A 25,726-nucleotide genomic window follows, 5' to 3' on the forward strand; every position below is an offset into this window, starting at 1 on the left:
CTCGCGGCGGGCATGACCAGCCCGGCGTCGGCGAAGCCGGAGGCTCAGGCACAGCCCGCGGGCTGGTCCGCATCGCCGTTCACCGCTCAGCACCGCATCACCCTGATCACGGGTGACCGGGTCGCCGTCGACGCCAAGGGGAACGTTGTCGGTGTCGAGCGGGCGAAGGGGCGGGAACACATACCCTTCCAGATCCGCAAGGCGGACGGCCACACCCTGGTGATACCCGCCGACGCGGTCCGTCTGGTCGCCTCCGGCAAGCTGGACCAGCGGCTGTTCGACGTCACCGAGCTCAACAAGTCGGCGACCCGTAAGTCGCAGGCCAAGGGTCTGAAGGTCATCGTCGGTTACCAGGGCGCGGCCACCGCGGCCAAGGACGACGTCCGGGACGCGGGCACCCTGCGGCAGACCCTGAAGACGCTGAACGCGGACGCGGTGCAGACCCCGGCCGCCGACGCGCCCGACCTGTGGGACGCGGTCACCAACGGCGACAAGACGGCGGCCGGTGTCGCGCACGTCTGGCTCGACGGTGTCCGCAAGGCCAGCCTCGACAAGTCCGTCCCGCAGATCGGCGCCCCGAAGGCCTGGGCGGCCGGCTACGACGGCAAGGGCGTCAAGATCGCCGTCCTGGACACCGGTGTCGACGCCACTCACCCGGACCTCAAGGACCAGGTGATCGACGCCAAGAACTTCTCCACGGCCGCCGACGCCACCGACCACTTCGGTCACGGCACGCACGTCGCGTCCATCGCGGCGGGCACCGGCGCCAAGTCGGGCGGCAAGTACAAGGGTGTCGCGCCCGGGGCGAAGATCCTCAACGGCAAGGTCCTCGACGACAACGGCTCCGGTGACGACTCCGGCATCCTCGCCGGCATGGAGTGGGCGGCCGCGCAGGGCGCCGACGTCGTCAACCTCAGCCTCGGCGGCATGGACACCCCGGAGATCGACCCGCTGGAGGCGGCGGTCAACAAGCTGTCCGCCGAGAAGGGCATCCTCTTCGCGATCGCGGCGGGCAACTCCGGTCCGGAGTCGGTCGGTTCGCCGGGCAGCGCGGACGCCGCGCTCACCGTCGGCGCCGTCGACGACAAGGACAAGCTCGCCTTCTTCTCCTCCACCGGCCCGCGCATCGGCGACGGCGCCATCAAGCCGGACGTGACCGCGCCGGGCGTGGACATCACGGCGGCCGCGGCCAAGGGCAGCGTCATCGACCAGGAGGTCGGCGAGAAGCCGGAGGGCTACCTCACCATCTCCGGTACGTCGATGGCGACCCCGCATGTCGCGGGCGCGGCGGCGATCCTGAAGCAGGAGCACCCGGACTGGACGTACACCGAACTGAAGGGCGCCCTCACGGGCTCCACGAAGGGCGGCAAGTACACCCCGTTCGAGCAGGGTTCGGGCCGGATCCAGGTCGACAAGGCCATCAAGCAGACCGTGATCGCCGACCCGGTGTCGGTGAGCTTCGGTACGCAGCAGTGGCCGCACACCGATGACAAGCCGGTCACCAAGGAGCTGACGTACCGCAACCTCGGTACGAAGGACGTCACGCTGAAGCTGTCCTCGACGGCCACCAACCCCAAGGGCGCGGCGGCTCCGGCGGGCTTCTTCAAGCTGGCCGCCACCTCGGTGACGGTCCCGGCGGGCGGCAAGGCCTCCGTCGGCTTCACCGTGAACAGCAAGCTCGGCGGCACGGTCGACGGCAACTACTCCTCGTATGTGACGGCGACGGGCGGCGGCCAGACGGTCCGTACGGCCGCGGCGGTCAACCGTGAGGTGGAGTCGTACGACGTCACCGTCACGCACATCGGCAAGGACGGGAAGCCGACGGCCGACTACAACACGATCCTGGCCGGCTACTCCAGCCTGGCCACGGACCGGATCTACCAGGTGACGATCGACGAGTCGGGCACCGTGAAGATGCGGCTGCCCAAGGGCAACTACCTGCTGGACGCGTGGATCGCCAAGGACTGGGTGAACCTGGAGGGCGGCATCGACTGGGTCGTCCAGCCGAAGCTGAGCGTCACCAAGAACGTCTCGGTGACGATCGACGCCCGTAAGACCAAGTCGGCCGACATCACGGTGCCGGACGCCGCCGCCAAGCCGGCGTCGGTCATGAGCTCGTACTTCTACGAGCCCGCGGCCATCGGCATCGGCCTCGGGGTGGACTCCTTCGAGAACCTGCGCATGGCGCCCCTCGGCGCGGCGGTCTCCACCGGTCTGACCCAGACCTGGAGCGGCCAGTGGACCAAGGGTGCGGGCACCGAGTACGACGTGGCCACCACCGCGAAGGTCAAGAAGATCCAGGGCGACAAGGTCCGCCACTTCAAGGCGTCCGAGCTCGCCACGGTGAAGAACAACCTCGGTGCGGCCGCGGCCGGCAAGACGGGCGCGCTCACCCCGATCGGTGTCTTCCCCGAGGACGTCGTCTTCGGGACCTCGATCGAGCAGGCGGTGCCGAGCACGCGCACGGTGTACGTCTCGACGACCGAGAAGATCAAGTGGACGTTCGACTACGCGCAGATCACCGGCAAGGACGCGGACGGCTTCCCGATCTCGGACGCCTACTACACGCTGGGCGACCCGCAGCTCTTCAAGGCGGGCAAGAAGTACTCGAAGACCTTCAACACCGCGGTCTTCGGTCCGCACCTCAACAAGGACTACGGCGTCTTCCGTGAGGGCAACTACCTCTACGGCTATCTGCCGGTGTTCGCCGACGGCTACGGCCACGCCGGGTCGTCCGACTTCACCTCGGTGAAGACGGAGCTGTACCGCAACGGCACGAAGATCGCCTCCAGCAAGGACCCGTTCTTCGGCGAGCCGTTCACGGTGCCTGCGGGTGACGCGGCGTACAAGCTGACGTCGTCCGTGAAGCGGAGCGTCAAGGTGGCGGCCGCGTCGACCCGTATCGACACGAGCTTCACCTTCCGCTCCAAGAAGACCGCGGACGTCACCTCGCTGCCGGTCTCCACGGTCCGCTTCAACGCCAAGACGGGCCTCGACAGCCGCGTCAAGGCCGGCGAGACGGTCAAGATCCCGCTCACCGTCGAGGGCGCGGCCAAGGGCTCGAACCTCAAGTCCCTCACGGTGTACGTGTCCTACGACTACGGCAAGACCTGGAAGAAGGTCACGGTCAAGGACGGCAAGATCACCGTGAAGAACCCGGAGAAGGGCAAGGCCATCTCCTTCCACGCCAAGATCACCGACAAGAAGGGCAACAAGTCGACGGTCTCGATCTACAACGCGTACTACGGCAAGTAGTCCGCACATAAGGCGAACGGCCCGCCGGAGGGAAACCTCCGGCGGGCCGTTCGTCTGTGCCGCCGGGCGCCCGGGCGCCCTTCCTCGCGGCGCTGAAGTCGAACTGAGATCCAACGGCCGAGTCGGGGTTGCGGAGGGCTGCGGACGGCGTACATCCTTGGAGAAGCCCCCGCCACGGCCGGGTAGAGGTACAAAAACCGTGACAGGGGCTTCGGCTCAACAGGAGCTTTGGTGGGAGGTCCCTAGCTTATGTAGGGATCTCCCGCTACCTGCCGAGCCACCAGAGCCACCACCTCCTCACATGCTTGGCCCACGCTTCCGGCAGCAACCGGGTGAGCCACACATGAGAGTCGGTTTTGGTCTGGCGTGACGTCCCATAGGTAAGCGCAGGCGCGTCACATGCCGGACACCACCGGCAACTCCCTTACGGGAAGCGAAAGTTGAGGGCGGCCACCTGTTCAGGTGACCGCCCTCGAACGGTTTACGTCAGGTGCCCGGCGTCAGACCGCCGAGCCCGCCTTCCAGTCCGCCCAGCTCAGGTTCCAGCCGTTGAGGCCGTTGTCCGGGGCCACCGTCTTGTCGCCGGTGTTGGAGACGACCACGACGTCACCGATGATCGAGTTGCTGTAGAACCAGTAACCCGCCGTGCCCTTGTCGTTGGCGCCCTTGGTGTCGGAGAGGCCGACGCAGCCGTGGCTGGTGTTGACGCTGCCGAAGATGGACTTGGCGCCCCAGTAGTTGCCGTGCACGAAGGTGCCGGAGTTCGTCAGACGGATGGCGTGCGGCACGTCCTTGATGTCGTACTCGCCCTTGCCGTCGTTGTCGGTGAAGCCCACGGTCGCGCCGTTCATGCGCGTCTCCTTGAACATCTCCGACATCACCATGATGCCTTCGTACGTCTTGTTCTCCGGCGAACCGGCGGAGATCGGGATCGTCTTGACCGTCTCGCCGTTGTGCGTGACCTTCATCTGCTTGGTCTTCGCGTCGACGTAGGAGACCTGGTTACGGCCGATCTTGAAGGTGACCGTCTTCTGCTGGACGCCGTAGACGCCGTCCGCGCCCTCGACACCGTCGAGCGCGAGCTTCAGCGTGACGGTGGAGTTCTCGGTCCAGTACTTCTCGGGGCGGAAGTCGAGGCGGTTGGCGTTGAACCAGTGCCCGACGACCTCCTGGCCGCTGGAGGAGGAGACGGTGATGCCCTTCTGGACGGCCGCCTTGTTGGTGATGGCCTTGTCGAAGTTGATCGACACCGGCATGCCCACGCCGACGGTGGAACCGTTCTCCGGCGTGAAGTTGCCTATGAAGCTGTTGGTCGGGGAGACCGTGGTGAACGAGGCGTTCTCGTGGGCGACCCGCCCGTCGGAGTCCTTGGCCTCGGCGGCGACCTTGTAGGTGGTCGAGCGCTCCAGCTGGGCGTTGGGCTTCCAGCTGGTCTTGTCGGCGGACAGCGCGCCGGAAACCTCGGTGCCGTCGGCGGTCGTCATGGAGACGTCCGTGAGCGTGCCCTTGCTCACGGTGACCGCGGCGGAGTTGTTGATGGAGGCGTTGTCCGAGCCGTCCTTGGGCGTGATCGTGATGTCCGCCTCGGACGTCTTCTTGGCGGCCGCCTCGTCGGCCTTGGCCTGCGAGGTGTCGTTGCCGCTGCCGCCGGAGGCGTCGTCGCTGCCGCTGGAACACGCCGTCAGCACCAGCACACCGCCGAGCAGTGCGGACGCGACCGTCAGGCCCTTGCGCCGCTTACCGACCGTCATCACACGCTTCTCCATCGTTGCCGAATCCCCAGAACCCCGAGAGTCCCCGCCAGCAGGACGGGAGTCCCCTCGATCAAACCTCAACGCTACGACCGGTTCGTCCCGTTCCACATTCTTCGAAGGTGTGGGGCACACCACGTCCACGGTGACAGGTGGTGCGATCGGTCCGTGCGCCCCCTGAGACGACGAAACCCCGGGCGGCGGTTGCCGTCCGGGGTCACGATTTTCCCAAGACCGCTCAGCCGACCACTTCTTCTTCCGCGTCCTCGGCCTCATCATCCTCGTCGAGGTCCCACTCCGGCGAATCCGGGTCGTAGTCGATCTGCTCGCTGGACCAGGAGGCCTGCACGAGCTCGACCCCCGGCACCTCGCTGACCAGGTCGAACGGATCGACGAGATACGCGAGGGCCTCCGCGGTGTCTTCCGTCACAGCGCTCTCGGCATGCGCCTGCTCATCGGCCGGCAGCTCCGGATCCTCCGCGATCCGCTGCAACGCGGCCCCGGTCACGGCCCCCTCGTCGTCGATCTCCACAACCAGTTCCACCCGAAGGCGTACAAAACGTGATGTCTCTGCAGTGCTCATGTTCCGGAGAGTACGGCCCTTCGTCCCCGTGACTTTCCCGTGACCCGCCCCTTTCATTAACATCGCCCCACACGGCCAATTCGCCAGCGCCACAAGGGGATCGATATTCCGTGTCATCCGCTCGCCGTCCGTTGCTGACCGCCACCGCCGCGGGCACCCTCCTGGGCGCCCTCTGGTTCGTCCCCTCCGCCAACGCGTCCCAGGACGAACCGGCGAGAACCGAGGTCACACAGCAGGCCAGGGCGACCACCGCCGTGTCCACCGCCGAGTCCTCCCAGACCGGGGACGGCACGCGACTCGCCGACACCGGCAGCTTCGACACCACCCCGTACGTCGTCGGCGGCACCGCCTTCCTCGCGCTCGGTGCCGGATTCGTGGTCTATTCGGTACGTCGGGAACGCCTCGGTTTTTGAATCGACTTGACGCACGTTTGACCAAAACCTCATAGTCCGCACATGAAGAGATCATCGGGGGCTCGTATAGCCGCCACGCTCACCCTGAGCGCGCTGTCGCTCGCCCTCATCACCGGCTGCTCCGACGAGGGCTCGGACGACACCAAGGGCGCCAAGGACTCCAAGGAGTCCGCCGCCGCGTCCTCGGCCCCGGCCGCGAAGGCACTGACCTCCGCCGAGCTGGAGAAGCTGCTGCTCGCCAAGGGCGACGTCAAGGACTACGAGGTCGAGTCGGGCGACGACACCCTCCCCAAGTCCAAGAGCGACGTGAAGACCGACAAGGCCGCGTGCGACCCGCTGGCCTGGGCCACGGCCGCGCTGGCCCCCGGCGACACGAACGCGAACGCCAGCAACACCGTCACCGCCGCGCCCGCCGCGTCGGCCGGCAAGGACGCCGCGGACATCGAGAGCGCCTTCGACGTCAAGATCACGTTCGTCGGCCTGTCCTCCTACGACGCCGACGGCGCCGAGAAGGCCCTCAAGACCCTGTCCGACGGCGTGACGGCCTGCTCCAGCGGCTACGGCCTCAAGGCCGAGGGCGAGAACACCAAGGTCACCAAGGTCGCCACGGCGAAGGCCTCCGGCGCCGGCGACGAGTCGCTGGCGTTCGCCGAGACCGTCGACATGGACGGCGAGGGCACGGCCACCTTCCTCACCGAGGTGGTCCGCAAGGGCAACACCCTGGCCACGTTCTACAGCGTCAACCTGGCCGCCCTGACCGACGGCTCGAAGACCGAGATCCCGGCCGAGCTCGTCACGGCCCAGGTCGCCAAGCTCAAGTAAGCCCGCACAAGGCTGGCATGAGACCCGTATAAGACCCGTACAAGAGAAGGGCCCCGTCATCCGACGGGGCCCTTCTTCTCCGTACGCCCTACTGAAGCGGCCCGGTCACCGACTCCGCCGCCCGCACCAGCTCCCCGCCGCGCACGAACGCGTCCGCCGCCGCCAGATCCGGCGCCAGGAACCGGTCGGGCCCCGGCCCCTGCACCCCGGCCTTCCGCACGGCCTCGATGACCGCCCGCGAGGCCGGTGCCGGCGCCAGCCCCTCGCGCAGCTCGACGGCCCGCGTGGCGGCGTACAGCTCGACGGCGATCACGCGCGTCAGGTTGTCGACGGCGGTCCGCAGCTTGCGCGCCGCGGACCACCCCATGGAGACGTGGTCCTCCTGCATGGCGGAGGAGGGAATGGAGTCGGCGGAGGCGGGCACCGCGAGCCGCTTCATCTCGCTCACCAGCGCGGCCTGCGTGTACTGGGCGATCATGAGCCCGGAGTCCACACCGGCGTCGTCCGCGAGGAACGGCGGCAGCCCGTGCGACCGGTTCTTGTCGAGCAGCCGGTCCGTCCGCCGCTCCGCGATGGACGCGAGGTCGGCGGCGGCGATGGCGAGGAAGTCCAGCACATAGGCGACGGGCGCGCCATGGAAGTTGCCGTTGGACTCGACCCGCCCGTCGGGCAGGACGACGGGATTGTCGACGGCGGAGGCCAGCTCCCGCTCGGCGACGAGCCCCGCGTGCGCCATGGTGTCGCGCCCGGCCCCGGCGACCTGCGGAGCACACCGCACCGAGTACGCGTCCTGGACGCGCGGCGCGTCGTCCTGATGATGCCCGGTGAGCTGCGAACCCTTCAGCACGGCCAGCATGTTGGCGGCACTGGCCCCCTGCCCCGGATGCGGCCGGATGGCATGCAGTTCGGGGGCGAGGACCTTGTCGGTCCCCAGAAGCCCTTCCATCGACAGCGCGGCGGTGATGTCGGCGGACTTGTAGAGCATGTCGAGGTCGGCGAGAGCCATGACCAGCATGCCGAGCATGCCGTCGGTGCCGTTGAGAAGGGCGAGCCCCTCCTTCTCGCGCAGTTCGACGGGGGCGATCCCGTGCTCGGCGAGCAGCTCACCGGCGGGCCGTACGACCCCGTCGGGCCCCTCGGCGTCGCCCTCGCCCATGAGGGTCAGCGCGCAGTGGGACAGGGGCGCGAGGTCGCCGGAGCAGCCGAGGGAGCCGTACTCGTGCACGACCGGGGTGATCCCGGCGTTGAGGACGTCGGCCATGGTCTGCGCGACCTCGGGCCGGACCCCGGTGTGCCCCGAGCAGACGGTCTTGAGCCGCAGGAACATCAGAGCCCGTACGACCTCCCGCTCCACCCGCGGCCCCATGCCGGCGGCGTGCGAACGGACGATGTTGCGCTGCAACTGCGCACGGAGCTCGGTGCTGATGTGCCGGGTCGCCAGGGCGCCGAAGCCGGTGCTCACGCCGTAGACGGGGTCGGGCTTCGCGGCCAGCGCGTCCACGATCTCGCGGGCGGCGGCCAGCGCCGCGACCGCCTCGCCGGAGAGCTCGATCCGGGCGCCGTCGCGCGCCACGGCGAGAACGTCGGACGCGGTCACCCCGGACGTCCCCACCACCACAGTGTGCATATCCATATTCAGGAGCGTACGCACTGAAGACGAAGATGTCACGAGTGGGGTCGGGGTTCACCCCTTACCGTCGCGTACGCCGAAGCGGAGGCCGGGGGCGTACGTCGTTCAGAGCCGGCGTCCCCGGAACCGCCGCCGCTCCGGGCGCTCCTCGTGCGAGGGCGCGTCGGCCAGCCGTACGACGGGATCGTCGGGCCCCTCCCGGCCCGCGACGACCGGCTTGTCCGCGTGCTCGGCCTTGGCGCGGTACTGGGCGGCGTCGGCGAGCCGGAACAGCCGGCGGGCGGAACGTACGGGCCCGATCGGATCCTCGGTCGACGCGACCCCGCAGGCGACCCCGTCCCCCATCTCCAACTCGGCGGCCCGACGGCAGAGTTCGTCAGCGGCCTTCACGACCTCGTCGGCACTGGGCCCCACCGCCAGCAGACAGAACTCGTCACCCCCGAGCCGCGCGGCGAGCGCACCGGGCAGCATGGCCCCGCACAGGGAGAGCACGGACCCGAACCGTTCGAGAAGCCGGTCACCGACAGCATGCCCCTGAGTGTCATTGACCCGCTTGAGCCCATTCAGATCACACACGACGAGACTGACGACCACCCCTTCCCGCTTGTGCCTCTCGACCGCCTCATCAAGGCGTACGTCGACGGCGCGGCGGTTGGCGAGACCGGTCAGCGCGTCGGTGAACGCCAGCCGTCTCGCCTCCTCCAACCGCTCGGTCTGCGCGATCCCGGCGGCGACGACGGAGGCGAGGACGGTGGCGAAGTCGGCGTCGGCACGGTCGAAGACGGGCGCCTTGGCGGGGCGGGCGACGTACAGCTCGCCCCAGGCGCGCCCGTTGAGGACGATGGGCGCGACGACGCAACACCCGCGGCCTCTCCTGCGGAGGGCGGCGACGCGCTGGTGAACGTACCCGGGTCTACGACCGGCGGCCGGGCCCTCCGCCGTCTCCACCCAGGCGTTGGGCTCACCGCCGCCGGCCCAGCGCTCGTGCAGGAACTCGGTGATCTCGGGGAACTGATGGACGGGGTAGGCCTCGGCATCGGGGAACTCTTCTTCGTCAGCCGCCCGCTCCCCGACATTGACAAGCACCCTGAGCCGCCCGAGCTCCCGCTCCCACACGGACAGCGCGGCGAAACTCCCGTCCAGCGCCCGGCACGCCCCGCTCGCCGCGGCCCGCCACGCCTCACGTGAACCGTGGGCTGCGGCCATGCCCTGCGCCAACGCGACGACGGCCGCGAGCCGCTTGTCCTCACCCATCACTCCAGGTTAGGGAGGTTTCGGACGAACGGGGACATTGATGCGCCGAACAGGTGTTGGGGGGCGGTGGATTGCCGGGTGAGCGGGGGAGGGGTGGGGGCGGGTTGCGGTTCGTGGCGGGGTGCGGCGAGGTGGGGGCTGGTCGCGCAGTTCCCCGCGCCCCTGGGTGGGTCCACCCGCGCCGGCTCGGCTCACTCCCCGGGCCACTCAGGTGTCCGCTTCTCGTTGAACGCCCGTACCCCCTCCGCCCGGTCCCCCGAGAACGCCACCGACCTCCAAGCCGCGTCCTCGACCTCCAGCCCAGCCCGAAGATCCAGCCCGTACCCCACCCGCAACGCCTTCTTCGCCGCCCGCAACCCCACCGGAGAGTTCGCGGCGATCCGCGCCCCCAACCCCAGCGCCTCCTCCCGGTCCCGCCCCTCCTCCACCAGCACATCCACAAGACCCAACTCCCGAGCCTCCCCCGCCTCCACCCGCCGCGCGGTGAAGATCAGCTCCGCCGCCCGAGCGGCCCCCACCCGCCGAGGCAGCAACTGCGTCCCCCCACCCCCCGGAATCACCCCGACCGACACCTCCGGCAACCCCACCACCGCCGTACGGTCGGCCACGATCACGTCACACGACAGGGCGAGCTCAAAGCCGCCCCCCAACGCGAACCCATGCACCGCGGCGACGGTAGGCACCGGCAGCTCCAGCACCCCCGTGTACGCCCCCCGAGCCACCGGACGCTGCCGCACCAGATCCGCGTCACTGAAGGAGTTCCGCTCCTTGAGATCTGCCCCCACACAGAACGCCCGCTCATGCGTGGACGTCAGCACAACGACCCGTACGTCCTTGTCGGCCCCCAGCGCCGCACAGGCCGCCCCCAACGACCGAGCCATCTCCGTCGACACGGCGTTCATGGCCTTCGGCCGGTCGAGGGCGAGCTCCGCGACGTACCCGTGCCGCCGCACCAGCACGAACTCCCCGTACCGCTCGTCCTCGCTCATGACACCCTCCAGTTAACGCGGGTTAACACCATCCGCCCCGATCATCGCAGCACGGCCCGAAAGGCGAAAGGCCGAACCGGACCGCCCCCCGATTCCCACCCCCCGATTCCCACCTCCCGGTTCCCGCATCCCCGCCCGACTCCCCGTTCGGGTGACATCCCGCCCAACTCGGGTCCCACCGCCCACAGGAGCGCATAGCGTGCGCTCCGCCACGGCGCACCGGGGGCGCGAGCGCAGGGGGAGGGAGCGCGATGACGACGATGACGGACACCGCACCAAGGGTGGAGCAAGCCATCACCGAGGTTCCCGAGCCGGTACCGCCACGCCTCTTCACCGCCCCCCGCGGCCGGCACCGCCGCCCCCGCCCCCGCAAGGTCCTGCTCGCGGCCGGCGGCCTCGCCCTGGCCGCCGGCGCCCTGAGCCTCGTACGACTGGCCTCGGAGCCGGGCCTCGGCGGCGGTCTCGGCACCGGTACCACGGAGGCGGAACCCCGCCTGGACCTGGACGACCCCGGCACGGACCGGGCGACCAACGCCGCCGCGACGATCGGCTCGGTACCGAAGGTGAGCCCGTCGGCGACCTCAGCGATGGGCGGGGTGAGCGCGACCCCGACGGCGGGCAGCACCCTCGTACCCCTGCCGTCCCCGACGACCGTCCTGCCGGCGCCGCCGACCGGTAGGACTCCTGTGCCCGTCGCCACGACGATCCCCGAGGCACCGAACACACCTGCGCCCGCGACCACACCCCCCGCACCGGCGACGAGCAGCGCGGCCCCGCAGCCGGCCCCCACTCCCGCACCGAGTCAGACCACGAACGCCCCGGCGCCGAATCAGCCTGGGGGTGTGTGCGTGCCCGTCATCGGGCTGTGCGTGGGACCGCTGGGTGCCCGCTAGACCCGGCTACGGCGTGCTGCTGCCGCCGCCGGACCGGCGCGTCAACAGCCACGGCTCGACGACCCCCAGCCCACGCACCGGCCGCTGCCACATCGGCTGGAGCGCGAAGCGGTACGTCGGCGGCTCCTCGCCCTCCTTCTCGGCGGCGGCCGCGGCCTCGGCGGCCTCCGCCTCGGAGGCGGGGGCCTCGGTGGTGCGGATCAGTTCCTCCGCGAAGGCGCTGTCGACGAGGACGGCGTCGCGGGGAGCTATCGAGGTGAGCCGGGAGGCGAGGTTCACGGTGGTCCCGAAGACATCGCCCATACGGGTGGTGACCGTGCCGAAGGCGATGCCGACGCGCAGCTCGGGCATGGTCTCGTCGTTCGCCATGGTCTCGATGAGCCGGAGCGCGATCTCGGCGGCGACGCCGGCGTCGTCGGCGGCGTAGAGCACTTCGTCGCCGAGGGTCTTGATGAGCCGCCCGCCGTGCGCGGCGACGAGGTCGGCGGCGGTGGTCTCGAAGGCCTCGACGAGCTCGCCGAGCTCTTCCTCCTCCATCCGCCGGGTGAGCCGCGTGAAGCCGACGAGATCGGCGAACCCGACAGCGAGCCGCCGATCGACCATCTCCTCGTCGTCGGCGGCCTGCACGACCCGCCCGGCGGAGGCGGCGAGCTGCCGCCGCCACACGTAGACGAGGAACTCCTCCAGCTCGGGCAGGAGCAGCTCGATGATCGGGTACGTCACCTCGGTACGGGTCATGCCGGGCTCGGGCGGCTCGGTGAGCCCCTCGAGGAAGGAGTCGATCTGCCACTCGGCAAGGCGGGCGGTGGTCTGCCCGGTGGACCGGGCCACCTGCACGGCCATGGCCTCGCTCAGCAGCCCCGCCTCGACGAGACCGGCGAGCCGCCGCAGCGCGAGCACGTCCGCCTCGGTGAACGCCTTGGCCTGTCCGACGTCCGCGAAGCCCATGGCCCGCCAGAACCGGGTGGCGAGTTCCATGGACACCCCGGCCGTACGGGCCGCCTGAAAGGGCGTGTACCGCCGCTCGGCACCGAGGATGAGCTGTTCGAGGCGCACGGCGAGCGGGTGCTCGCCGGGTTCGGCGGACTGCGGGTCCATGTCGGATCCCGTGTCGTCGACGGTCACGCCTGCTGCCCTTCCGATCTGCCACGGTCAGGTATCGACCGGCCTTCACTTTACGGCAGGTGTGCCGTAGCTCACTCCGGGGGGACTGCCGTCCCCCATCCCCCACCCACCCGCTGACGACAGAGCTTCTCGACACCGGCCCAGGTAATCCCAGCCCGCCCGGCGTCCGAGGCCGAGGTCTCACCGTCCCGATCCCCCACCCACCCGCTGGGGGCTGAGCTTCTCGCTGCCGGCCCAGGTAATTCCAGCCCGTCCGGCACCCGAGGACGAGGTTTTGCCGTCCCGATCCCCCACCCACCCGCTGGGGGCTGAGCTTCTCGACGCCGGCCCAGGTATCTCAGCCCGTCCGGCGTTTGAGGACGAGGCCCCTTCAGGGCCGAAAAGGCGGGGTCTGGGGGCGCAGCCCCCAGGGACCCGGGGTCGAAGGGGCAGCGCCCCTGGTGGGGGTCCCCTCTCTGGGGGAGGGACGGGTAGGGGCGGCGGGGGCGAGAAAAGCAGCTACGCGGGCCGCAGGTGCACGATGTCCCCGGCCCCCACCGGCTCCTGCACCCCCTCCCCCGTAGCGATCACAAGCCGCCCGTCACCATCCACCGCCACCGCCTCCCCCGTGATCGACCGATCCCCCGGCAACTCGGCCCGCACCACCCGCCCCAACGTCGCGCACCCCGCCGCATACGTCTCCTGAAGCCCACTGACCCCCGGATCACCCCCCGCCGACCGCCACCGCCCGTACCACTCCTCCAACGACCGCAGCACAGCCCGCAACAACGGATCCCGATCCGTGGTGATCGCCCCGGCCAGCACCAACGACCCCGCCTGAGGCACAGGAAGCTCGTCCTCACGCAGCGTGACGTTGATCCCGACCCCCACCACGACCCCGTCCTCACCGGCCCGCTCGGCAAGGATCCCGCCGGCTTTACGCTCTTCCCCACCCACAGTGACCAGCAGGTCATTGGGCCACTTGAGTGCCGTATCGATACCGGCGGCCCGCGACAGCCCCGTAGCGACAGCCACCCCGGTCAGCAACGGCAACCACCCCCACCGAGCCACCGGCACATCAGAGGGCTTGAGCAGCACGGAGAAGAAGAGCCCGGACCGAGCCGGCGCCGTCCATTGCCGGTCGAGCCGCCCCCGCCCGGCGGTCTGCTCCTCGGCGACGAGCACCGCGCCTTCCCCCGCAGCCCCCTTAACGGCAAGCCCCACCAGATCGTTGTTGGTGGACCCGGTCCGCTGCACGACCTCCACCTCACGCCACAACCCCCCGTCCCGCACCAGCCCCCGCCGCAACGCGGCAGCACTGAGCGGCGGACGATCGAGGTCGGACCAACGACTGTCGTCTGAAGCATCTCTCGGCGTCATGCAAGCCACCCTAGGCTTGAATCCTCCCCTCCCCGAATGGAGGGGATTCCTGGCTCAGGCAGCCACTCGGGGCGGCGCCCCGGGCGGTCTTATGCCCTCGACACCAGCCGGGTTGAGACCAGCCCGGATGAGCATCACCTGCGCGGAGTTCTTGTCCCGTGGGCTCGCTCTTCCGCAGGCGGTGCAGTTGTAGGTGCGCATCCCCAGCGGCAGTGCGTGCTTGGCTCTCGCTCCGCACTGCGCGCAGTCCATCGTGGTGTGCGCGGGGTGGACCAGGTGCACGATCCTGCCGTGCTTACGGGCCATCTCGATCAAGGCCCGCTTGGGTGGCGCCGATGGCGGCGTCAGCGGCGCCCTTCTTCGGCTTACGGCGGGCCATCATCCGGTCGTACCGGGTCAGCTTCTGCTGGGCCTTCCTGCCATGCTCAGCATGTGGGAGGTCATGGACGTCGCTGGTGGTGGTCGCCGTCTCCCGCACGCCCCAGTCAACGCCGAGCACCGCGCCGGTGGCGGGCAGCGGCTCGACAACAGCGGGAACGACAAAGCTGACGTACCAATGGCCGATGCCATCCTGGTAGACGCGGACGCTGGACGGAGCCGCGGGCAGTTCCCGCGACCACACCACAGTCAGGGCAATCTCGCCGGTCAGATGCAGCGTGCCGTCCTTCAACCGGAAGCCTTGCCGGGTGTAGTTGAGGGTGGGCAGTGCCTCACGCTTCGTCTTCCACCTGGGCATCCCGGCCCTGCGTGCCGGGGGCAGCCGGTCCTTGATGTCCTTGTGGGCCTTGGCGCGGGACTTGCCGAAGTCGCGGATGATCTGCTGCTGCGGCATCGAGGAGCCCTCGCGCAGCCATGGGGTCGCCTTGCGCGCTTGGGTCAGCATCTTGTCGAACTGCGCCGGTCCGCACGTCAGCCTCTCTCCGACGGCCTTGTTGTGCAGGTGGACGGCCTTGGACTTGGCCACGCATGCGTTCCACACCCACCGACACCGGTCCCACTCCGCTACCAGGGCTGAGCGAGCCGTGGAGGACACCCGAAGCCGGAACGTGTACCGGGCATGCACCACTGCTCCGGTCTCCGCCACCGCGCTGTCACCCCCCGCCCTCGTTATGCTTCCCGCCGAGCAGCCCCGCGGCCAGTTGGGCCGGACAGATCCCGATTGGCCCCTGATGCGGGAGGTGGTCTTCATCTCACAGACCTGGTGGTGTTGGTCTCAGAACACATCGCCCCGCCTGCCGTTTCGCAGGCCCCCCACTACTCTACGGATGAGTAACCGTCCCCCCTTTTGAGCAGGCAGGGAGCCGCATCGCGATGTCCGAGCCGGAAGAGATCGACATCCACACCACCGCGGGCAAGCTCGCGGATCTCCAGCGTCGTATCGACGAGGCGACGCACGCCGGCTCCGCACGTGCAGTGGAGAAGCAGCACGCCAAGGGCAAGTTGACGGCCCGTGAGCGGATCGAGCTGCTCCTTGACGAGGGGTCGTTCGTCGAGCTGGACGAGTTCGCACGGCATCGCTCCACCAACTTCGGGCTGGAGAAGAACCGGCCGTACGGGGACGGGGTCGTCACCGGGTACGGGACCGTCGACGGGCGTCCGGTCGCGGTGTTCTCGCAGGACTTCACCGTCTTCGGCGGCGCCCTTGGCGAGGTCTACGGGCAGAAGATCGTCAAGGTGATGGACTTCGCGCTGAAGACCGGCTGTCCGGTCATCGGGATCAATGACTCCGGTGGGGCCAGGATCCAGGAGGGCGTCGCCTCCCTCGGTGCGTACGGCGAGATCTTCCGCCGCAACACCCACGCCTCCGGGGTCATCCCGCAGATCAGCCTGGTCGTGGGACCCTGCGCGGGCGGTGCCGTGTACTCGCCCGCGATCACCGACTTCACGGTCATGGTCGACCAGACCTCGCACATGTTCATCACCGGCCCTGACGTCATCAAGACGGTCACCGGTGAGGACGTCGGCTTCGAGGAGCTGGGCGGGGCCAGGACCCACAACTCCACCTCCGGCGTGGCGCATCACATGGCCGGGGACGAGAAGGACGCCATCGAGTACGTCAAGCAGCTGCTGTCGTACCTGCCGTCCAACAACCTCTCCGAGGCGCCGGTGTTCCCGGAGGAGGCGGACCTCGACCTCACGGACGAGGACCGCGAGCTGGACACGCTCGTCCCGGACAGCGCGAACCAGCCGTACGACATGCACACGGTGATCGAACACATCCTGGACGACGCCGAGTTCTTCGAGACGCAGGCCCTGTTCGCGCCGAACATCCTCACCGGTTTCGGCCGCGTCGAGGGCCAGCCCGTCGGCATCGTCGCCAACCAGCCGATGCAGTTCGCCGGTTGCCTCGACATCACCGCGTCGGAGAAGGCGGCCCGCTTCGTCCGCACCTGCGACGCCTTCAACATCCCCGTCATCACCTTCGTCGACGTCCCCGGCTTCCTGCCCGGCGTCGACCAGGAGCACGACGGCATCATCCGCCGCGGCGCCAAGCTGATCTACGCCTACGCCGAGGCCACCGTCCCCCTCATCACCGTCATCACCCGCAAGGCCTTCGGCGGCGCCTACGACGTCATGGGCTCCAAGCACCTCGGCGCCGACATCAACCTCGCCTGGCCGACCGCCCAGATCGCCGTCATGGGCGCCCAGGGCGCGGTCAACATCCTGCACCGCCGCACGATCGCCGAGGCGGAGGCCAACGGGGAGGACCTGGAGGCCGTGCGCGCCCGGCTGATCCGGGAGTACGAGGACACCCTCCTCAACCCCTACATCGCCGCCGAGCGCGGGTACATCGACTCGGTGATCATGCCGTCGGACACCCGCCGCCATGTCGTACGGGGTCTGCGCCAGCTCCGTACCAAGCGGGAGTCCCTGCCCCCCAAGAAGCACGGCAACATCCCCCTGTAAGGAGACGCTGTGACGATCAGAGTCGTACGGGGCAACCCCACCCCCGAGGAGCTCGCCGCCGCCCTGGCAGTGGTCCGAGCCCGCGCCGCGGCGGCAGCCTCCACCCCGCCCGGCGCCCCCCAGCAGCGGGACGGGTGGTCGGACCCGTCCCGCATCGCAGTACGCCGCCTGCCACAGCCGGGGCCAAGCACATGGGCCCGCACTTACTGGCCGAGCTAGCCGGAGCGCCCCGAAAGGGGCGCGGGGAACTGCGCGACCAGCCACAGCGGACCCGCAGTCACAAGCGGCCTTGCAAGCGCAGCGCCGTCGCTTCGGCCATCACCGCGTACCCCTGATCATTGGGGTGCAGGTGATCGCCGAAGTCATACGCCGCCCGCAGCCGGTCCGGATCCCCCGGATCGGCCATCACCCGTTGCAGATCCACTACGGCGTCGTACTCCCCCGAGCAGCGAATCCACTCGTTGACCTCATGACTCACCTTCGCCGCATGCTCCCCCCAGTGGTCCGACCCCCCGAACGGCAGCAGGGTGCAGCCGATGACCTTCACCCCCCGCCCCCGCGCCTGTCGTATCAACTCCCGGTATCCGGCGATGAGTTCATCCGCCTCCACCACCGGCGCCGGCTTGTACGTCGGCTGCTCGTCCGTCTCGCTGAACCCAATGTCGTTGAGCCCGAGCAACACGACCAGCGTGTCCACGCCGGGCCGCTCCAGCACATCCCGCCGCAGCCGGTGAACCCCCTTCTCCCCGTACCACGCGGAGTCGTTGAGCAGCAGGTTCCCGCCGATCCCGGCGTTCAGCACGGGCCGCCCGGTCAGCTCGGCCAGCACGTCCGACCACCGCCGGTCCGCGCCCACCGTGGAGCCGAACCCGTCCGTGAGGGAGTCCCCGAACAGCGCGATCCCGTCCGTGCGGCCCGCGTCCACCTCCACGGCGCTCAGGAAGTACCAGGACTCGCTCACCGCGTCGAACCCTTCCCCGCCCGTGCACGCCAGCAGGTCCCCCTCCCCCCGCCAACTGCTCGTGAACGCCTGGGCATGGAAGGTCGCGGGCCCGGTCGCCGCGTCGAAGTAGAGCGTGACCGTCACCGACTCCCCCGCCGAGACGGCGAGGTGGGCGGCGTCGCTGACGACCTCCCCGCGCGCCGGAACCTCGGCCGACCACTCACTCCCGAAGGTGAGGCTCACCGGCGACCCCGAGGCCATCACGCTCGCGCCCGCGACCCGCAGCGCCGACGTCCCGTACGCGTTGGACAGCCGTATCCGCACCCTCCCGCCGCCTCCGCTCAGCCGGACGACCTGGCGCAGCGACTGCCGCCAGAAGCCCTCCCGAGACCAGTTGGGGGTGAATCCCTCGCTCGGGAGCTGGGGAGACGCGGTCCAGACGGTGGTGAACATGGCAGCACACCCTTCTCAGCGGGACTTCAGGCAGGACTTCCGAACGGGATCCCTAAACGGGAACACAGTTCCTTTAGCTGCCCACAGGCTAACGGAACTCCAGACCCTTTTGTTGAAGTTGAGTACGCGTACTCAGGCGCCGCCCGAGGTCACCCCCGCACCCTGGAGCCATGCTGTGGTCCGACCCCGAGAACGAACCGCCCGAGGAACTGCGCGACATGCAGAACATGCTGCGGAGACTGGGGCTGTTCCTGGCGTTGGCCATGGTGCTCGCGATGATCGTGCTCGGCGTCGGCTGACGACCGCCGATACCCTGGCCCCATGACCCGACAGCCGCACCGCCGACTCGTGCTCGCCTCCCAGTCCCCCGCCCGGCTGGGCCTGTTGCGGCAGGCCGGACTGGCCCCCGAGGTGATCGTGAGCGGGGTCGACGAGGATGCCGTCAGCGCCCCCACCCCCGCCGATCTGGCACTCGCCCTGGCCGAGGCGAAGGCCTCCGTCGTGTCGGCGAAGCCCGAGGTGAAGGGCGCGCTGGTGATCGGCTGCGACTCGGTCCTCGACCTGGACGGCGAGGCGCTGGGCAAGCCGGCCGATCCGGAGGAGGCCACGGCCCGCTGGAAGGCGATGCGCGGCCGCGCGGGCACGCTGCAGACGGGGCACTGCGTCTGGGACACCGTCAGCGGACGGCATGTCTCCGCCGTCGCCTCCACGGTCGTCCGCTTCGGTGAGCCGACCGACGCGGAGATCGCGGCGTACGTCGCCTCCGGCGAACCCCTTTACGTCGCCGGGGCGTTCACCCTGGACGGCCGCTCGGCCCCGTTCATCGAGGGCATCGACGGCGACCACGGCAATGTGATCGGCATCAGCCTGCCCCTCGTACGGAAGCTGCTGGCCGAACTGGGCGTCGGTATCACGGAGTTGTGGGCGCCGGCGGAGGCGTGACGGGGCTCCCGCCGTTCTCCTTGGAACTCCCGCCGTTCTCCTTGGGCCCCTCGGGGTCCTTGGACGTCGGCACCGCGTCGGCCGGCTCCGCCGGACTGTCGTACGTCATCAACAGCAGCACTATCAGCGTCAGCACGACGACCATGAACAGGAACTCGGACCACCCCAGCAGCCCCCACGCGAACGCGCCCAGCAGGGCGTGCACCACCGCGGCGCTGATCAGCAGGATGCGGCCGAGGCCGGCCGGCGGGCGGTTGCGCAGGGCCACGAGCAGGGCGACCAGGCCGCACAGGGCGAAGTAGAGGCCGAAGACGACCCCGCCGATCTTCGACGAGATCGACATCGCGTCGGGGTCCAGGCCGGCCAGCGACATGTCCTGGCGGTCGACGACGACGCCCAGGAACCAGTTCACCGCCGCGATGCCGAGCGCCTCGACGAAGAGCACGACCGCAACGACCCACGCCACCGGTCTGCGCACCACCGGTCCCCACCCACTCTCAAGCTGAACCCTTGTTACCCCAAGTACGTTCGATACACCGTGAACGCTACTAACGGGTAAACCCCGGGACAAGGGTTCGACCGCTAGCAAAGAATCGTTGGGCCATTCGTAGGGACTCCACAAAGAAACGGAGTGGTCCGCAGCACGCTCTCACAGAGACCTTGACCACAGAGGGGGGCTAGGGTTTTCGGGAGGAGTCCTGCGTACCGAGGTGCGACAAGGGATTTCGCGGGTCGAGCGAGCCTCGAATCACGCTCCGTGTGGGCAAGCTCACCACTGGGGACGGGTCGAAGTGCCGTGTCGGCAGTCCCTAAACTCGGCTTGTTTCAAGGAGGGAGCCTCAATCGTGCGCAAGGTGCTCATCGCCAACCGTGGCGAAATCGCTGTCCGCGTGGCCCGGGCCTGCCGGGATGCCGGCATCGCGAGCGTGGCCGTCTACGCCGACCCGGATCGGGACGCTCTGCATGTCCGCGCCGCGGATGAGGCGTTCGCCCTGGGTGGTGACACCCCGGCGACGAGCTACCTGGACATCGAGAAGGTCCTGAACGCGGCGCGCGAGTCGGGTGCCGACGCCATCCATCCGGGCTACGGCTTCCTGTCGGAGAACGCCGACTTCGCCCAGGCGGTCCTGGACGCGGGTCTGATCTGGATCGGCCCGCCGCCGCAGGCCATCCGCGACCTCGGTGACAAGGTCGCCGCCCGGCACATCGCGCAGCGCGCCGGTGCCCCGCTGGTCGCCGGTACGCCGGACCCGGTGAGCGGTGCCGAGGAGGTCGTCGCCTTCGCCGAGGAGCACGGCCTGCCGATCGCCATCAAGGCCGCCTTCGGTGGCGGTGGCCGTGGTCTGAAGGTCGCCCGCACCCTCGAAGAGGTGCCGGAGCTCTACGAGTCGGCGGTCCGTGAGGCCGTCGCCGCGTTCGGTCGCGGTGAGTGCTTCGTCGAGCGTTACCTGGACAAGCCGCGGCATGTGGAGACGCAGTGCCTGGCCGACAGCCACGGCAATGTGGTGGTCGTGTCGACGCGTGACTGCTCGCTCCAGCGCCGCCACCAGAAGCTGGTCGAGGAGGCCCCCGCGCCCTTCCTCTCCGAGGCCCAGGTCGCCGAGCTGTACTCCTCCTCGAAGGCCATCCTCAAGGAGGCCGGCTACGTCGGCGCCGGCACGGTCGAGTTCCTGGTCGGCCTGGACGGCACGATCTCCTTCCTGGAGGTCAACACCCGTCTCCAGGTGGAGCACCCGGTCACCGAGGAGGTCGCCGGCATCGACCTCGTGCGCGAGATGTTCCGTATCGCCGACGGCGAGGCGCTCGGCTACGGCGACCCCGAACTGCGCGGCCACTCCTTCGAGTTCCGCATCAACGGCGAGGACCCGGGCCGCAACTTCCTCCCGGCCCCCGGCACGGTCACCACGTTCGACGCCCCGTCAGGGCCGGGTGTCCGGCTGGACGCCGGTGTCGAGTCCGGTTCGGTCATCGGCCCGGCGTGGGACTCCCTGCTGGCCAAGCTGATCGTCACCGGCGCCACCCGCGAGCAGGCCCTCCAGCGTGCCGCGCGTGCCCTGGAGGAGTTCCAGGTCGAGGGCATGGCGACGGCCATCCCGTTCCACCGCGCGGTCGTCAAGGACCCGGCGTTCGCCCCGGAGTTGACCGGCAGTGAGGACCCCTTCACGGTCCACACCCGCTGGATCGAGACCGAGTTCGTCAACGAGATCAAGCCCTTCGCGGCCGCCGCGGACACGGAGACGGACGAGGAGCCGGGCCGCGAGACGGTCGTCGTCGAGGTCGGCGGCAAGCGCCTTGAGGTCTCCCTCCCGGTCTCCCTCGGCATGTCGCTGGCCCGCACCGGCCTCGCCGCCGGCGCCAAGCCGAAGCGCCGCGCCGCCAAGAAGTCCGGCCCCGTCGCCTCCGGCGACACCCTCGCCTCCCCGATGCAGGGCACGATCGTCAAGATCGCCGTCGAGGAGGGCCAGGAGGTCAAGGAGGGCGACCTGGTCGTCGTCCTGGAGGCCATGAAGATGGAGCAGCCCCTCAACGCGCACAAGGCCGGCACCATCAAGGGCCTGTCCGCGGAGGTCGGCGCGTCGATCACGTCGGGCGCGGCGATCTGCGAGATCAAGGACTGATCAGCGGTCCCGAGAAGGCCGTACGACATCCCGGAGCGCCCGGCGGACTGGAGCAGTCAGTCCGCCGGGCGCTCCGCCTTTCCCCCGAGGTGATGGTCTACGAGGTGCTGCGGACCCATCCCGTGCCGTGCCGGACGAAGGCGAGGGCTGCGTAGCCGAAGGGCACGGCGAGCATCACGAACGACAGGACGGTCAGCGGTTCGATGCCGCCCGCGTAGCCGGCGACGTTGAACGGCATGGCCAGGATCAGCAGCCAGGCGGCCCACACCGGCACGGCCCGGCCGCGCAGCAGCGCGACGCCCAGCAGGATGGCGCCGATGACGTGCGCGGCGACGAAGTAGAGGATCGGCACACCCACCACGAGCAGGTCGTTGGTGCCCTTCCCGACCTTCGCCAGGGTGTCGACGTCGACACCCTTGTCGAGCGCGCCGAGGGCGACGGTGTCCAGCGACGGGGTCGCGGTGATCGCGAGCAGCCCGGTGCCGAAGAGGACCGAGCCCCACAGGCCGAGCTTGGCGGACCGCGCGGTGGCCAGCAGTCCGACGGCGATCAGACCCGGGGCCAGGACGACGGTCCCGACGGTCCACAGCCACACGGACGCCTCCGTGGCGCCCTGGTGGGCGGCGATGACCCGGGCGATCTCGTCGGCGTCGGCATTGGTGTCGTACGGACTGATCAGAAACGCCGCCGCGAGCAGCAGCGGCCCCAGCACGGCCGCGAGCCCCGCGAGCCACCGCGCGGTCCCGGCGGGCGCCGCCTCGGTGGTGGTGGGCGGGTGTGACGACGTAGTGGCCATGAGAGTCCCCCTGAGGTCGCGTCTTGCGGAGCGCCTCAGGCCAGTGAACCGAGCGGACCCGGCTGATGACCACACGTCAATTCTGGGGGTTGCCGGGGCCGGGCTCAGTCGGCCAGCAGTCCCAGGTCCCGCCCCCTGCGCAGCAGCGCCGCCGTGTGTCCGGCCTCCAACTTGCGGTGCAGGGCTGCGATATAGCCCCGCACAGTGGCCGGCGACAGCCCCATCAAGCGGGCCGTCTCGGTCGCCGTACGCCCGTGGTCGAGGTGACGGAGGGTCCGGTACTCCTGCTCGGTGATCCCGAACAGCCGGGCGACGGCGCGCCCTTGGGCGAGATCGCGGAGCAGGATCAGTACGGGCAGTCCGGCGGTGGCCGGCGGAATGTGCCGGACCTCGACATCGCGGGCGGTGAAGTCCCCGATTCCGAGACGGGGATCGTCGCGCACGAGGGCCAACAGGTGGGCGGCCACGGCGTTGAGCGGTTCGGGCCGGCCGCTCTCCCCGACCGCCGCGACCCCGCGCCCCTGACCCCCGACCAGCTCAAGGGCGGCGGCACAGAGCGCGAGGAGCCGCTGCCGCTCGGCCAGCCGCCGTTCCACGGCCGCCAGTTGAACTTGAGCGAACCCCAGCAGATCCCGGTCCTCCTCGGTGAAGTCGGCACCGGCGCGCACGAGCGCGTACCCCTCGACGGCCCCGCCCGCCGCCCCCGCCGAGGCCACGAGATGCCGGCGCAGCCCGAAGGGCCGGAAGTCCAGGTTGTAGCAGTGGGTGCGCTGCCACTGCCGGTCCCCGGCGACATCGCTGACCCGCCAGGCCTCGGTCGTGGGCGTCTCCAGCATGATCTCGGTGAGCGGGTGGTCCAGCGGATGGTCGTAGATCACCATCGGGTCCGCGTGGAAGGAGTCCTCGGGCAGCGACAGCGCGGACACCCCGCTCCCGTCCACCGAGAGCCGGTACGCCTGCCCCGCGTCGCACGGGACCATGTCCATCAGCGCGGACAGCGCCCGCACCCTCAGTTCCTGCGCGGTGGCGGCCTCTTCGAGGTCGCTCGCGAGCATCAGCACGCGCCGCGCGTCCGTCACACTGATCTCCATGTGCACTCCCGGCGCTGCTCTCGCCTGAGAACCATGAGAAGTCATGAGATGTACGGGAAAGCCCGGGAAAGGCTGCCCCGAGTAGAAGGTACGGCTTCCAGCCACCGCGGGCAGCCCAGTCTCACATCTTGCGATGGCATCCTTGGAGCACATCGGGGGCGTGAGAGAAAGCAGGTGGGAGCGATGGGAAACGGTGAGGCCACGGCGACACCAGCGCCGGCACGACCCATGCGCGCCGACGCCCGCCGCAACTACGAGCGCCTCCTCACCGAGGCCCGCACCGCCTTCGCCGCCCACGGCGCGGAGGCGTCCCTGGAGGACGTGGCCCGCCGCGCGGGCGTAGGCATCGGCACCCTCTACCGCCACTTCCCCAACCGCAACGCCCTGCTCAGCGCGGTCTTCGAGGACGCGGTGGCGGGCCTTCTGGCCCGGTCCCGAGAACTCCTGACGGACCCGAACCCCTGCGTGGCCCTGGTGACCTGGCTCCGCGAGATGGTCGCCCAGGCGAGCGAGTACCGCGGCTTGGCAAGGGCGTTGATGTCGGTCTCGACGGACAACACCTCGGCGCTGGCCCGGTGCAGCGACCCGATCAGGGAGGCGGGCGGCGCATTGCTGACACGCGCTCAGGAGTCGGGCGCGGTACGCAAGGACGTGGAGATCGGCGACCTACTACAACTCACCCACGCCATCGCACTGGCGGCGGAGGAGACGCCGACAGACCCGGACTTGGCCGACAGATTGCTACGACTGACGCTACGGGGACTTACCTAGGGGCGCGGGGAACTGCGCGACCAGCCACACACAACCGGCACTCGCGCAGCAACAAGAACCCCCACGACGAATAGGCGACAAGCCCTAACGCCGCCGCATATCAGCAACCCGCGCCGCAGCCCTCTGCTCCGACCCCGCCCCCGGCTCACTCAGAACCGACGTCGCCCTGAGTCCCGTACCGGGCACCCCGCGCCTCGGCCCCGGGAGGGACACGTCTCGGCGGGGTTGACGCGGGGGGACGGCGGAATCACCCCCCGAAGCCCCGGCCACAGCGATCTGCACACCCTGATCGGCCAGCGCCTGCAACTCCGTACCCGCACGATCGTCATGCGAGGGCGGCTCATCGGTCACCAGCCGGGTGATCACATCCGTCGGCACGGTCTGGAACATGGTGTCCGTACCGAGCTTGGTGTGATCGGCGAGCACGACGACCTCCGCCGCGGCCTGCACCAACGCCCGGTCGACGGACGCCGACAGCATGTTGGACGTGGAGAGCCCGCGCTCGGCGGTGAGGCCGCTGCCGGAGAGGAAGGCCCGCGACACCCGCAGCCCCTGGAGGGACTGCTCCGCACCGGAGCCGACCAGCGCGTAGTTGGAGCCCCGCAGTGTGCCGCCGGTCATCACGACTTCCACCCGGTTGGCATGGGCCAACGCCTGAGCCACCAACAGGGAGTTGGTGACGACGGTCAGCCCGGGTACGCGAGCGAGCCGGCGGGCCAGCTCCTGTGTCGTCGTACCCGCCCCGACCACGATCGCTTCGCCCTCTTCGACGAAGTTCGCGGCGAGGTCGGCGATGGCCGTCTTCTCGGCGGTCGCGAGATGTGACTTCTGCGGAAAGCCGGACTCCCGCGTAAACCCGCCCGGCAATACCGCACCGCCATGTCGGCGGTCGAGGAGTCCTTCTGCCTCCAGTGCGCGCACGTCCCGCCGTACGGTCACTTCGGAGGTCTGGACGACGCGGGCGAGCTCACGGAGCGACACGGCCCCGTTCGCTCGCACCATTTCGAGGATCAATTGGCGACGTTCTGCAGCGAACACGAAACTGACAGTAACCCCAACGACCGTCTGCTTTCAGCAGTATGCGCCGAATAACAGAAGTTGTTCGCACAGAAGAGCCGTAAGTGGTATAGA

22 protein-coding genes and 1 pseudogene are annotated in these 25,726 nt (G+C 69.6%); 10 read left to right on the forward strand and 13 right to left on the reverse strand.

Translation table 11 applies throughout. The features are described 5' to 3' along the window. The first annotated feature begins 12 nt into the window (after nucleotides 1–12). Nucleotides 13–3,255 (forward strand): S8 family peptidase, encoded by a 3,243-nt coding sequence (locus ABZ928_RS35240; RefSeq protein WP_361527904.1) that lies wholly within the window; start codon nucleotides 13–15, stop codon nucleotides 3,253–3,255. A gap of 500 nt (nucleotides 3,256–3,755) precedes the next feature. Here ABZ928_RS35240 and ABZ928_RS35245 read toward each other — a convergent pair whose 3' ends face one another. Together ABZ928_RS35245 and ABZ928_RS35250 are read right to left on the reverse strand one after the other, a co-directional pair. Further along, the gene (locus ABZ928_RS35245) at nucleotides 3,756–5,021 is read right to left on the reverse strand and encodes an Ig-like domain-containing protein (protein WP_361527906.1); all 1,266 of its coding nucleotides are present in this window, start codon (nucleotides 5,019–5,021) and stop codon (nucleotides 3,756–3,758) included. A gap of 223 nt (nucleotides 5,022–5,244) precedes the next feature. Further along, nucleotides 5,245–5,589 (reverse strand): hypothetical protein, encoded by a 345-nt coding sequence (locus tag ABZ928_RS35250; RefSeq protein WP_361527908.1) that lies wholly within the window; start codon nucleotides 5,587–5,589, stop codon nucleotides 5,245–5,247. Between the two features lie 110 nt (nucleotides 5,590–5,699). On the opposite strand from ABZ928_RS35250, the gene ABZ928_RS35255 reads away from it, so the two are divergent. Further along, nucleotides 5,700–6,002 carry an LPXTG cell wall anchor domain-containing protein gene (locus tag ABZ928_RS35255; RefSeq protein WP_361527910.1) on the forward strand — a complete coding sequence of 101 codons (303 nt, stop codon included), beginning with the start codon at nucleotides 5,700–5,702 and terminating at the stop codon, nucleotides 6,000–6,002. Nucleotides 6,003–6,044: 42 nt separating this feature from the next. Next, complete coding sequence (locus ABZ928_RS35260; protein WP_361527912.1) at nucleotides 6,045–6,824, forward strand: hypothetical protein; 780 nt, start codon at nucleotides 6,045–6,047, stop codon at nucleotides 6,822–6,824. Between the two features lie 88 nt (nucleotides 6,825–6,912). On the opposite strand, the gene hutH is transcribed toward ABZ928_RS35260, so the two are convergent. The 3 genes from hutH to ABZ928_RS35275 all read right to left on the reverse strand — a co-directional run bounded on the left by hutH (nucleotide 6,913) and on the right by ABZ928_RS35275 (nucleotide 10,697). After that, complete coding sequence (gene hutH, locus ABZ928_RS35265; protein ID WP_361527992.1) at nucleotides 6,913–8,451, reverse strand: histidine ammonia-lyase; 1,539 nt, start codon at nucleotides 8,449–8,451, stop codon at nucleotides 6,913–6,915. A 108-nt stretch (nucleotides 8,452–8,559) separates the two neighbouring features. Beyond that, complete coding sequence (locus ABZ928_RS35270) at nucleotides 8,560–9,708, reverse strand: sensor domain-containing diguanylate cyclase (protein WP_361527914.1); 1,149 nt, start codon at nucleotides 9,706–9,708, stop codon at nucleotides 8,560–8,562. A gap of 191 nt (nucleotides 9,709–9,899) precedes the next feature. Next, nucleotides 9,900–10,697 carry an enoyl-CoA hydratase-related protein gene (locus ABZ928_RS35275; protein ID WP_361527916.1) on the reverse strand — a complete coding sequence of 266 codons (798 nt, stop codon included), beginning with the start codon at nucleotides 10,695–10,697 and terminating at the stop codon, nucleotides 9,900–9,902. A 251-nt stretch (nucleotides 10,698–10,948) separates the two neighbouring features. On the opposite strand from ABZ928_RS35275, the gene ABZ928_RS35280 reads away from it, so the two are divergent. Further along, nucleotides 10,949–11,590 carry a hypothetical protein gene (locus ABZ928_RS35280; protein ID WP_361527918.1) on the forward strand — a complete coding sequence of 214 codons (642 nt, stop codon included), beginning with the start codon at nucleotides 10,949–10,951 and terminating at the stop codon, nucleotides 11,588–11,590. A gap of 6 nt (nucleotides 11,591–11,596) precedes the next feature. Here the strand turns inward: ABZ928_RS35280 and ABZ928_RS35285 are convergent, their stop codons facing one another. The 3 genes and pseudogenes from ABZ928_RS35285 to ABZ928_RS35295 all read right to left on the reverse strand — a co-directional run bounded on the left by ABZ928_RS35285 (nucleotide 11,597) and on the right by ABZ928_RS35295 (nucleotide 15,158). Then, nucleotides 11,597–12,715 carry an adenylate/guanylate cyclase domain-containing protein gene (locus ABZ928_RS35285; RefSeq protein ID WP_361527920.1) on the reverse strand — a complete coding sequence of 373 codons (1,119 nt, stop codon included), beginning with the start codon at nucleotides 12,713–12,715 and terminating at the stop codon, nucleotides 11,597–11,599. Between the two features lie 498 nt (nucleotides 12,716–13,213). Further along, the gene (locus ABZ928_RS35290) at nucleotides 13,214–14,074 is read right to left on the reverse strand and encodes a biotin--[acetyl-CoA-carboxylase] ligase (RefSeq protein ID WP_361527922.1); all 861 of its coding nucleotides are present in this window, start codon (nucleotides 14,072–14,074) and stop codon (nucleotides 13,214–13,216) included. 54 nt (nucleotides 14,075–14,128) lie between these two features. Continuing rightward, nucleotides 14,129–15,158: pseudogene (locus tag ABZ928_RS35295) on the reverse strand (transposase). A 227-nt stretch (nucleotides 15,159–15,385) separates the two neighbouring features. Between ABZ928_RS35295 and ABZ928_RS35300 the strand changes: the two are divergent. Continuing rightward, complete coding sequence (locus tag ABZ928_RS35300; RefSeq protein WP_361527924.1) at nucleotides 15,386–16,981, forward strand: acyl-CoA carboxylase subunit beta; 1,596 nt, start codon at nucleotides 15,386–15,388, stop codon at nucleotides 16,979–16,981. Between the two features lie 9 nt (nucleotides 16,982–16,990). Beyond that, the gene (locus ABZ928_RS35305) at nucleotides 16,991–17,200 is read left to right on the forward strand and encodes an acyl-CoA carboxylase epsilon subunit (RefSeq protein WP_361527926.1); all 210 of its coding nucleotides are present in this window, start codon (nucleotides 16,991–16,993) and stop codon (nucleotides 17,198–17,200) included. Nucleotides 17,201–17,258: 58 nt separating this feature from the next. Here ABZ928_RS35305 and ABZ928_RS35310 read toward each other — a convergent pair whose 3' ends face one another. Further along, complete coding sequence (locus ABZ928_RS35310; protein ID WP_361527928.1) at nucleotides 17,259–18,377, reverse strand: SGNH/GDSL hydrolase family protein; 1,119 nt, start codon at nucleotides 18,375–18,377, stop codon at nucleotides 17,259–17,261. A 170-nt stretch (nucleotides 18,378–18,547) separates the two neighbouring features. Between ABZ928_RS35310 and ABZ928_RS35315 the strand changes: the two genes are divergently transcribed. Both ABZ928_RS35315 and ABZ928_RS35320 read left to right on the forward strand, forming a co-directional pair. Then, complete coding sequence (locus ABZ928_RS35315; protein ID WP_361527930.1) at nucleotides 18,548–18,676, forward strand: hypothetical protein; 129 nt, start codon at nucleotides 18,548–18,550, stop codon at nucleotides 18,674–18,676. A 22-nt stretch (nucleotides 18,677–18,698) separates the two neighbouring features. Then, entirely contained in the window at nucleotides 18,699–19,319 is a 621-nt protein-coding gene (locus ABZ928_RS35320; RefSeq protein ID WP_361527932.1) for a nucleoside triphosphate pyrophosphatase, read from the forward strand. Here ABZ928_RS35320 and ABZ928_RS35325 read toward each other — a convergent pair. Then, nucleotides 19,288–19,800: a hypothetical protein gene (locus ABZ928_RS35325; RefSeq protein WP_361527934.1), complete on the reverse strand. Its 513-nt coding sequence runs from the start codon at nucleotides 19,798–19,800 to the stop codon at nucleotides 19,288–19,290. The two genes, ABZ928_RS35320 and ABZ928_RS35325, sit on opposite strands and share 32 nt — an antisense overlap. Before the next feature lie 364 nt (nucleotides 19,801–20,164). Between ABZ928_RS35325 and ABZ928_RS35330 the strand changes: the two genes are divergently transcribed. Beyond that, a complete protein-coding gene (locus ABZ928_RS35330; protein WP_361527936.1) occupies nucleotides 20,165–21,937 on the forward strand; it encodes a biotin carboxylase N-terminal domain-containing protein in 1,773 nt (590 codons plus the stop codon). A gap of 97 nt (nucleotides 21,938–22,034) precedes the next feature. Here ABZ928_RS35330 and ABZ928_RS35335 read toward each other — a convergent pair whose 3' ends face one another. Both ABZ928_RS35335 and ABZ928_RS35340 read right to left on the reverse strand, forming a co-directional pair. Then, nucleotides 22,035–22,733, reverse strand: coding sequence for a hypothetical protein (locus ABZ928_RS35335; RefSeq protein WP_361527938.1), 699 nt, complete (start codon nucleotides 22,731–22,733; stop codon nucleotides 22,035–22,037). Nucleotides 22,734–22,837: 104 nt separating this feature from the next. Further along, nucleotides 22,838–23,824: a helix-turn-helix transcriptional regulator gene (locus ABZ928_RS35340; protein ID WP_361527940.1), complete on the reverse strand. Its 987-nt coding sequence runs from the start codon at nucleotides 23,822–23,824 to the stop codon at nucleotides 22,838–22,840. A 228-nt stretch (nucleotides 23,825–24,052) separates the two neighbouring features. On the opposite strand from ABZ928_RS35340, the gene ABZ928_RS35345 reads away from it, so the two are divergent. After that, nucleotides 24,053–24,595, forward strand: a complete 543-nt coding sequence (locus tag ABZ928_RS35345; RefSeq protein WP_361527994.1) for a helix-turn-helix domain-containing protein — start codon at nucleotides 24,053–24,055, stop codon at nucleotides 24,593–24,595. An 84-nt stretch (nucleotides 24,596–24,679) separates the two neighbouring features. On the opposite strand, the gene ABZ928_RS35350 is transcribed toward ABZ928_RS35345, so the two are convergent. Then, entirely contained in the window at nucleotides 24,680–25,633 is a 954-nt protein-coding gene (locus ABZ928_RS35350; RefSeq protein WP_361527942.1) for a DeoR/GlpR family DNA-binding transcription regulator, read from the reverse strand. Nucleotides 25,634–25,726 lie beyond the last annotated feature (93 nt).

It is taken from the genome of Streptomyces sp. NPDC046909 (assembly GCF_040644695.1).
Taxonomy (GTDB): domain Bacteria; phylum Actinomycetota; class Actinomycetes; order Streptomycetales; family Streptomycetaceae; genus Streptomyces.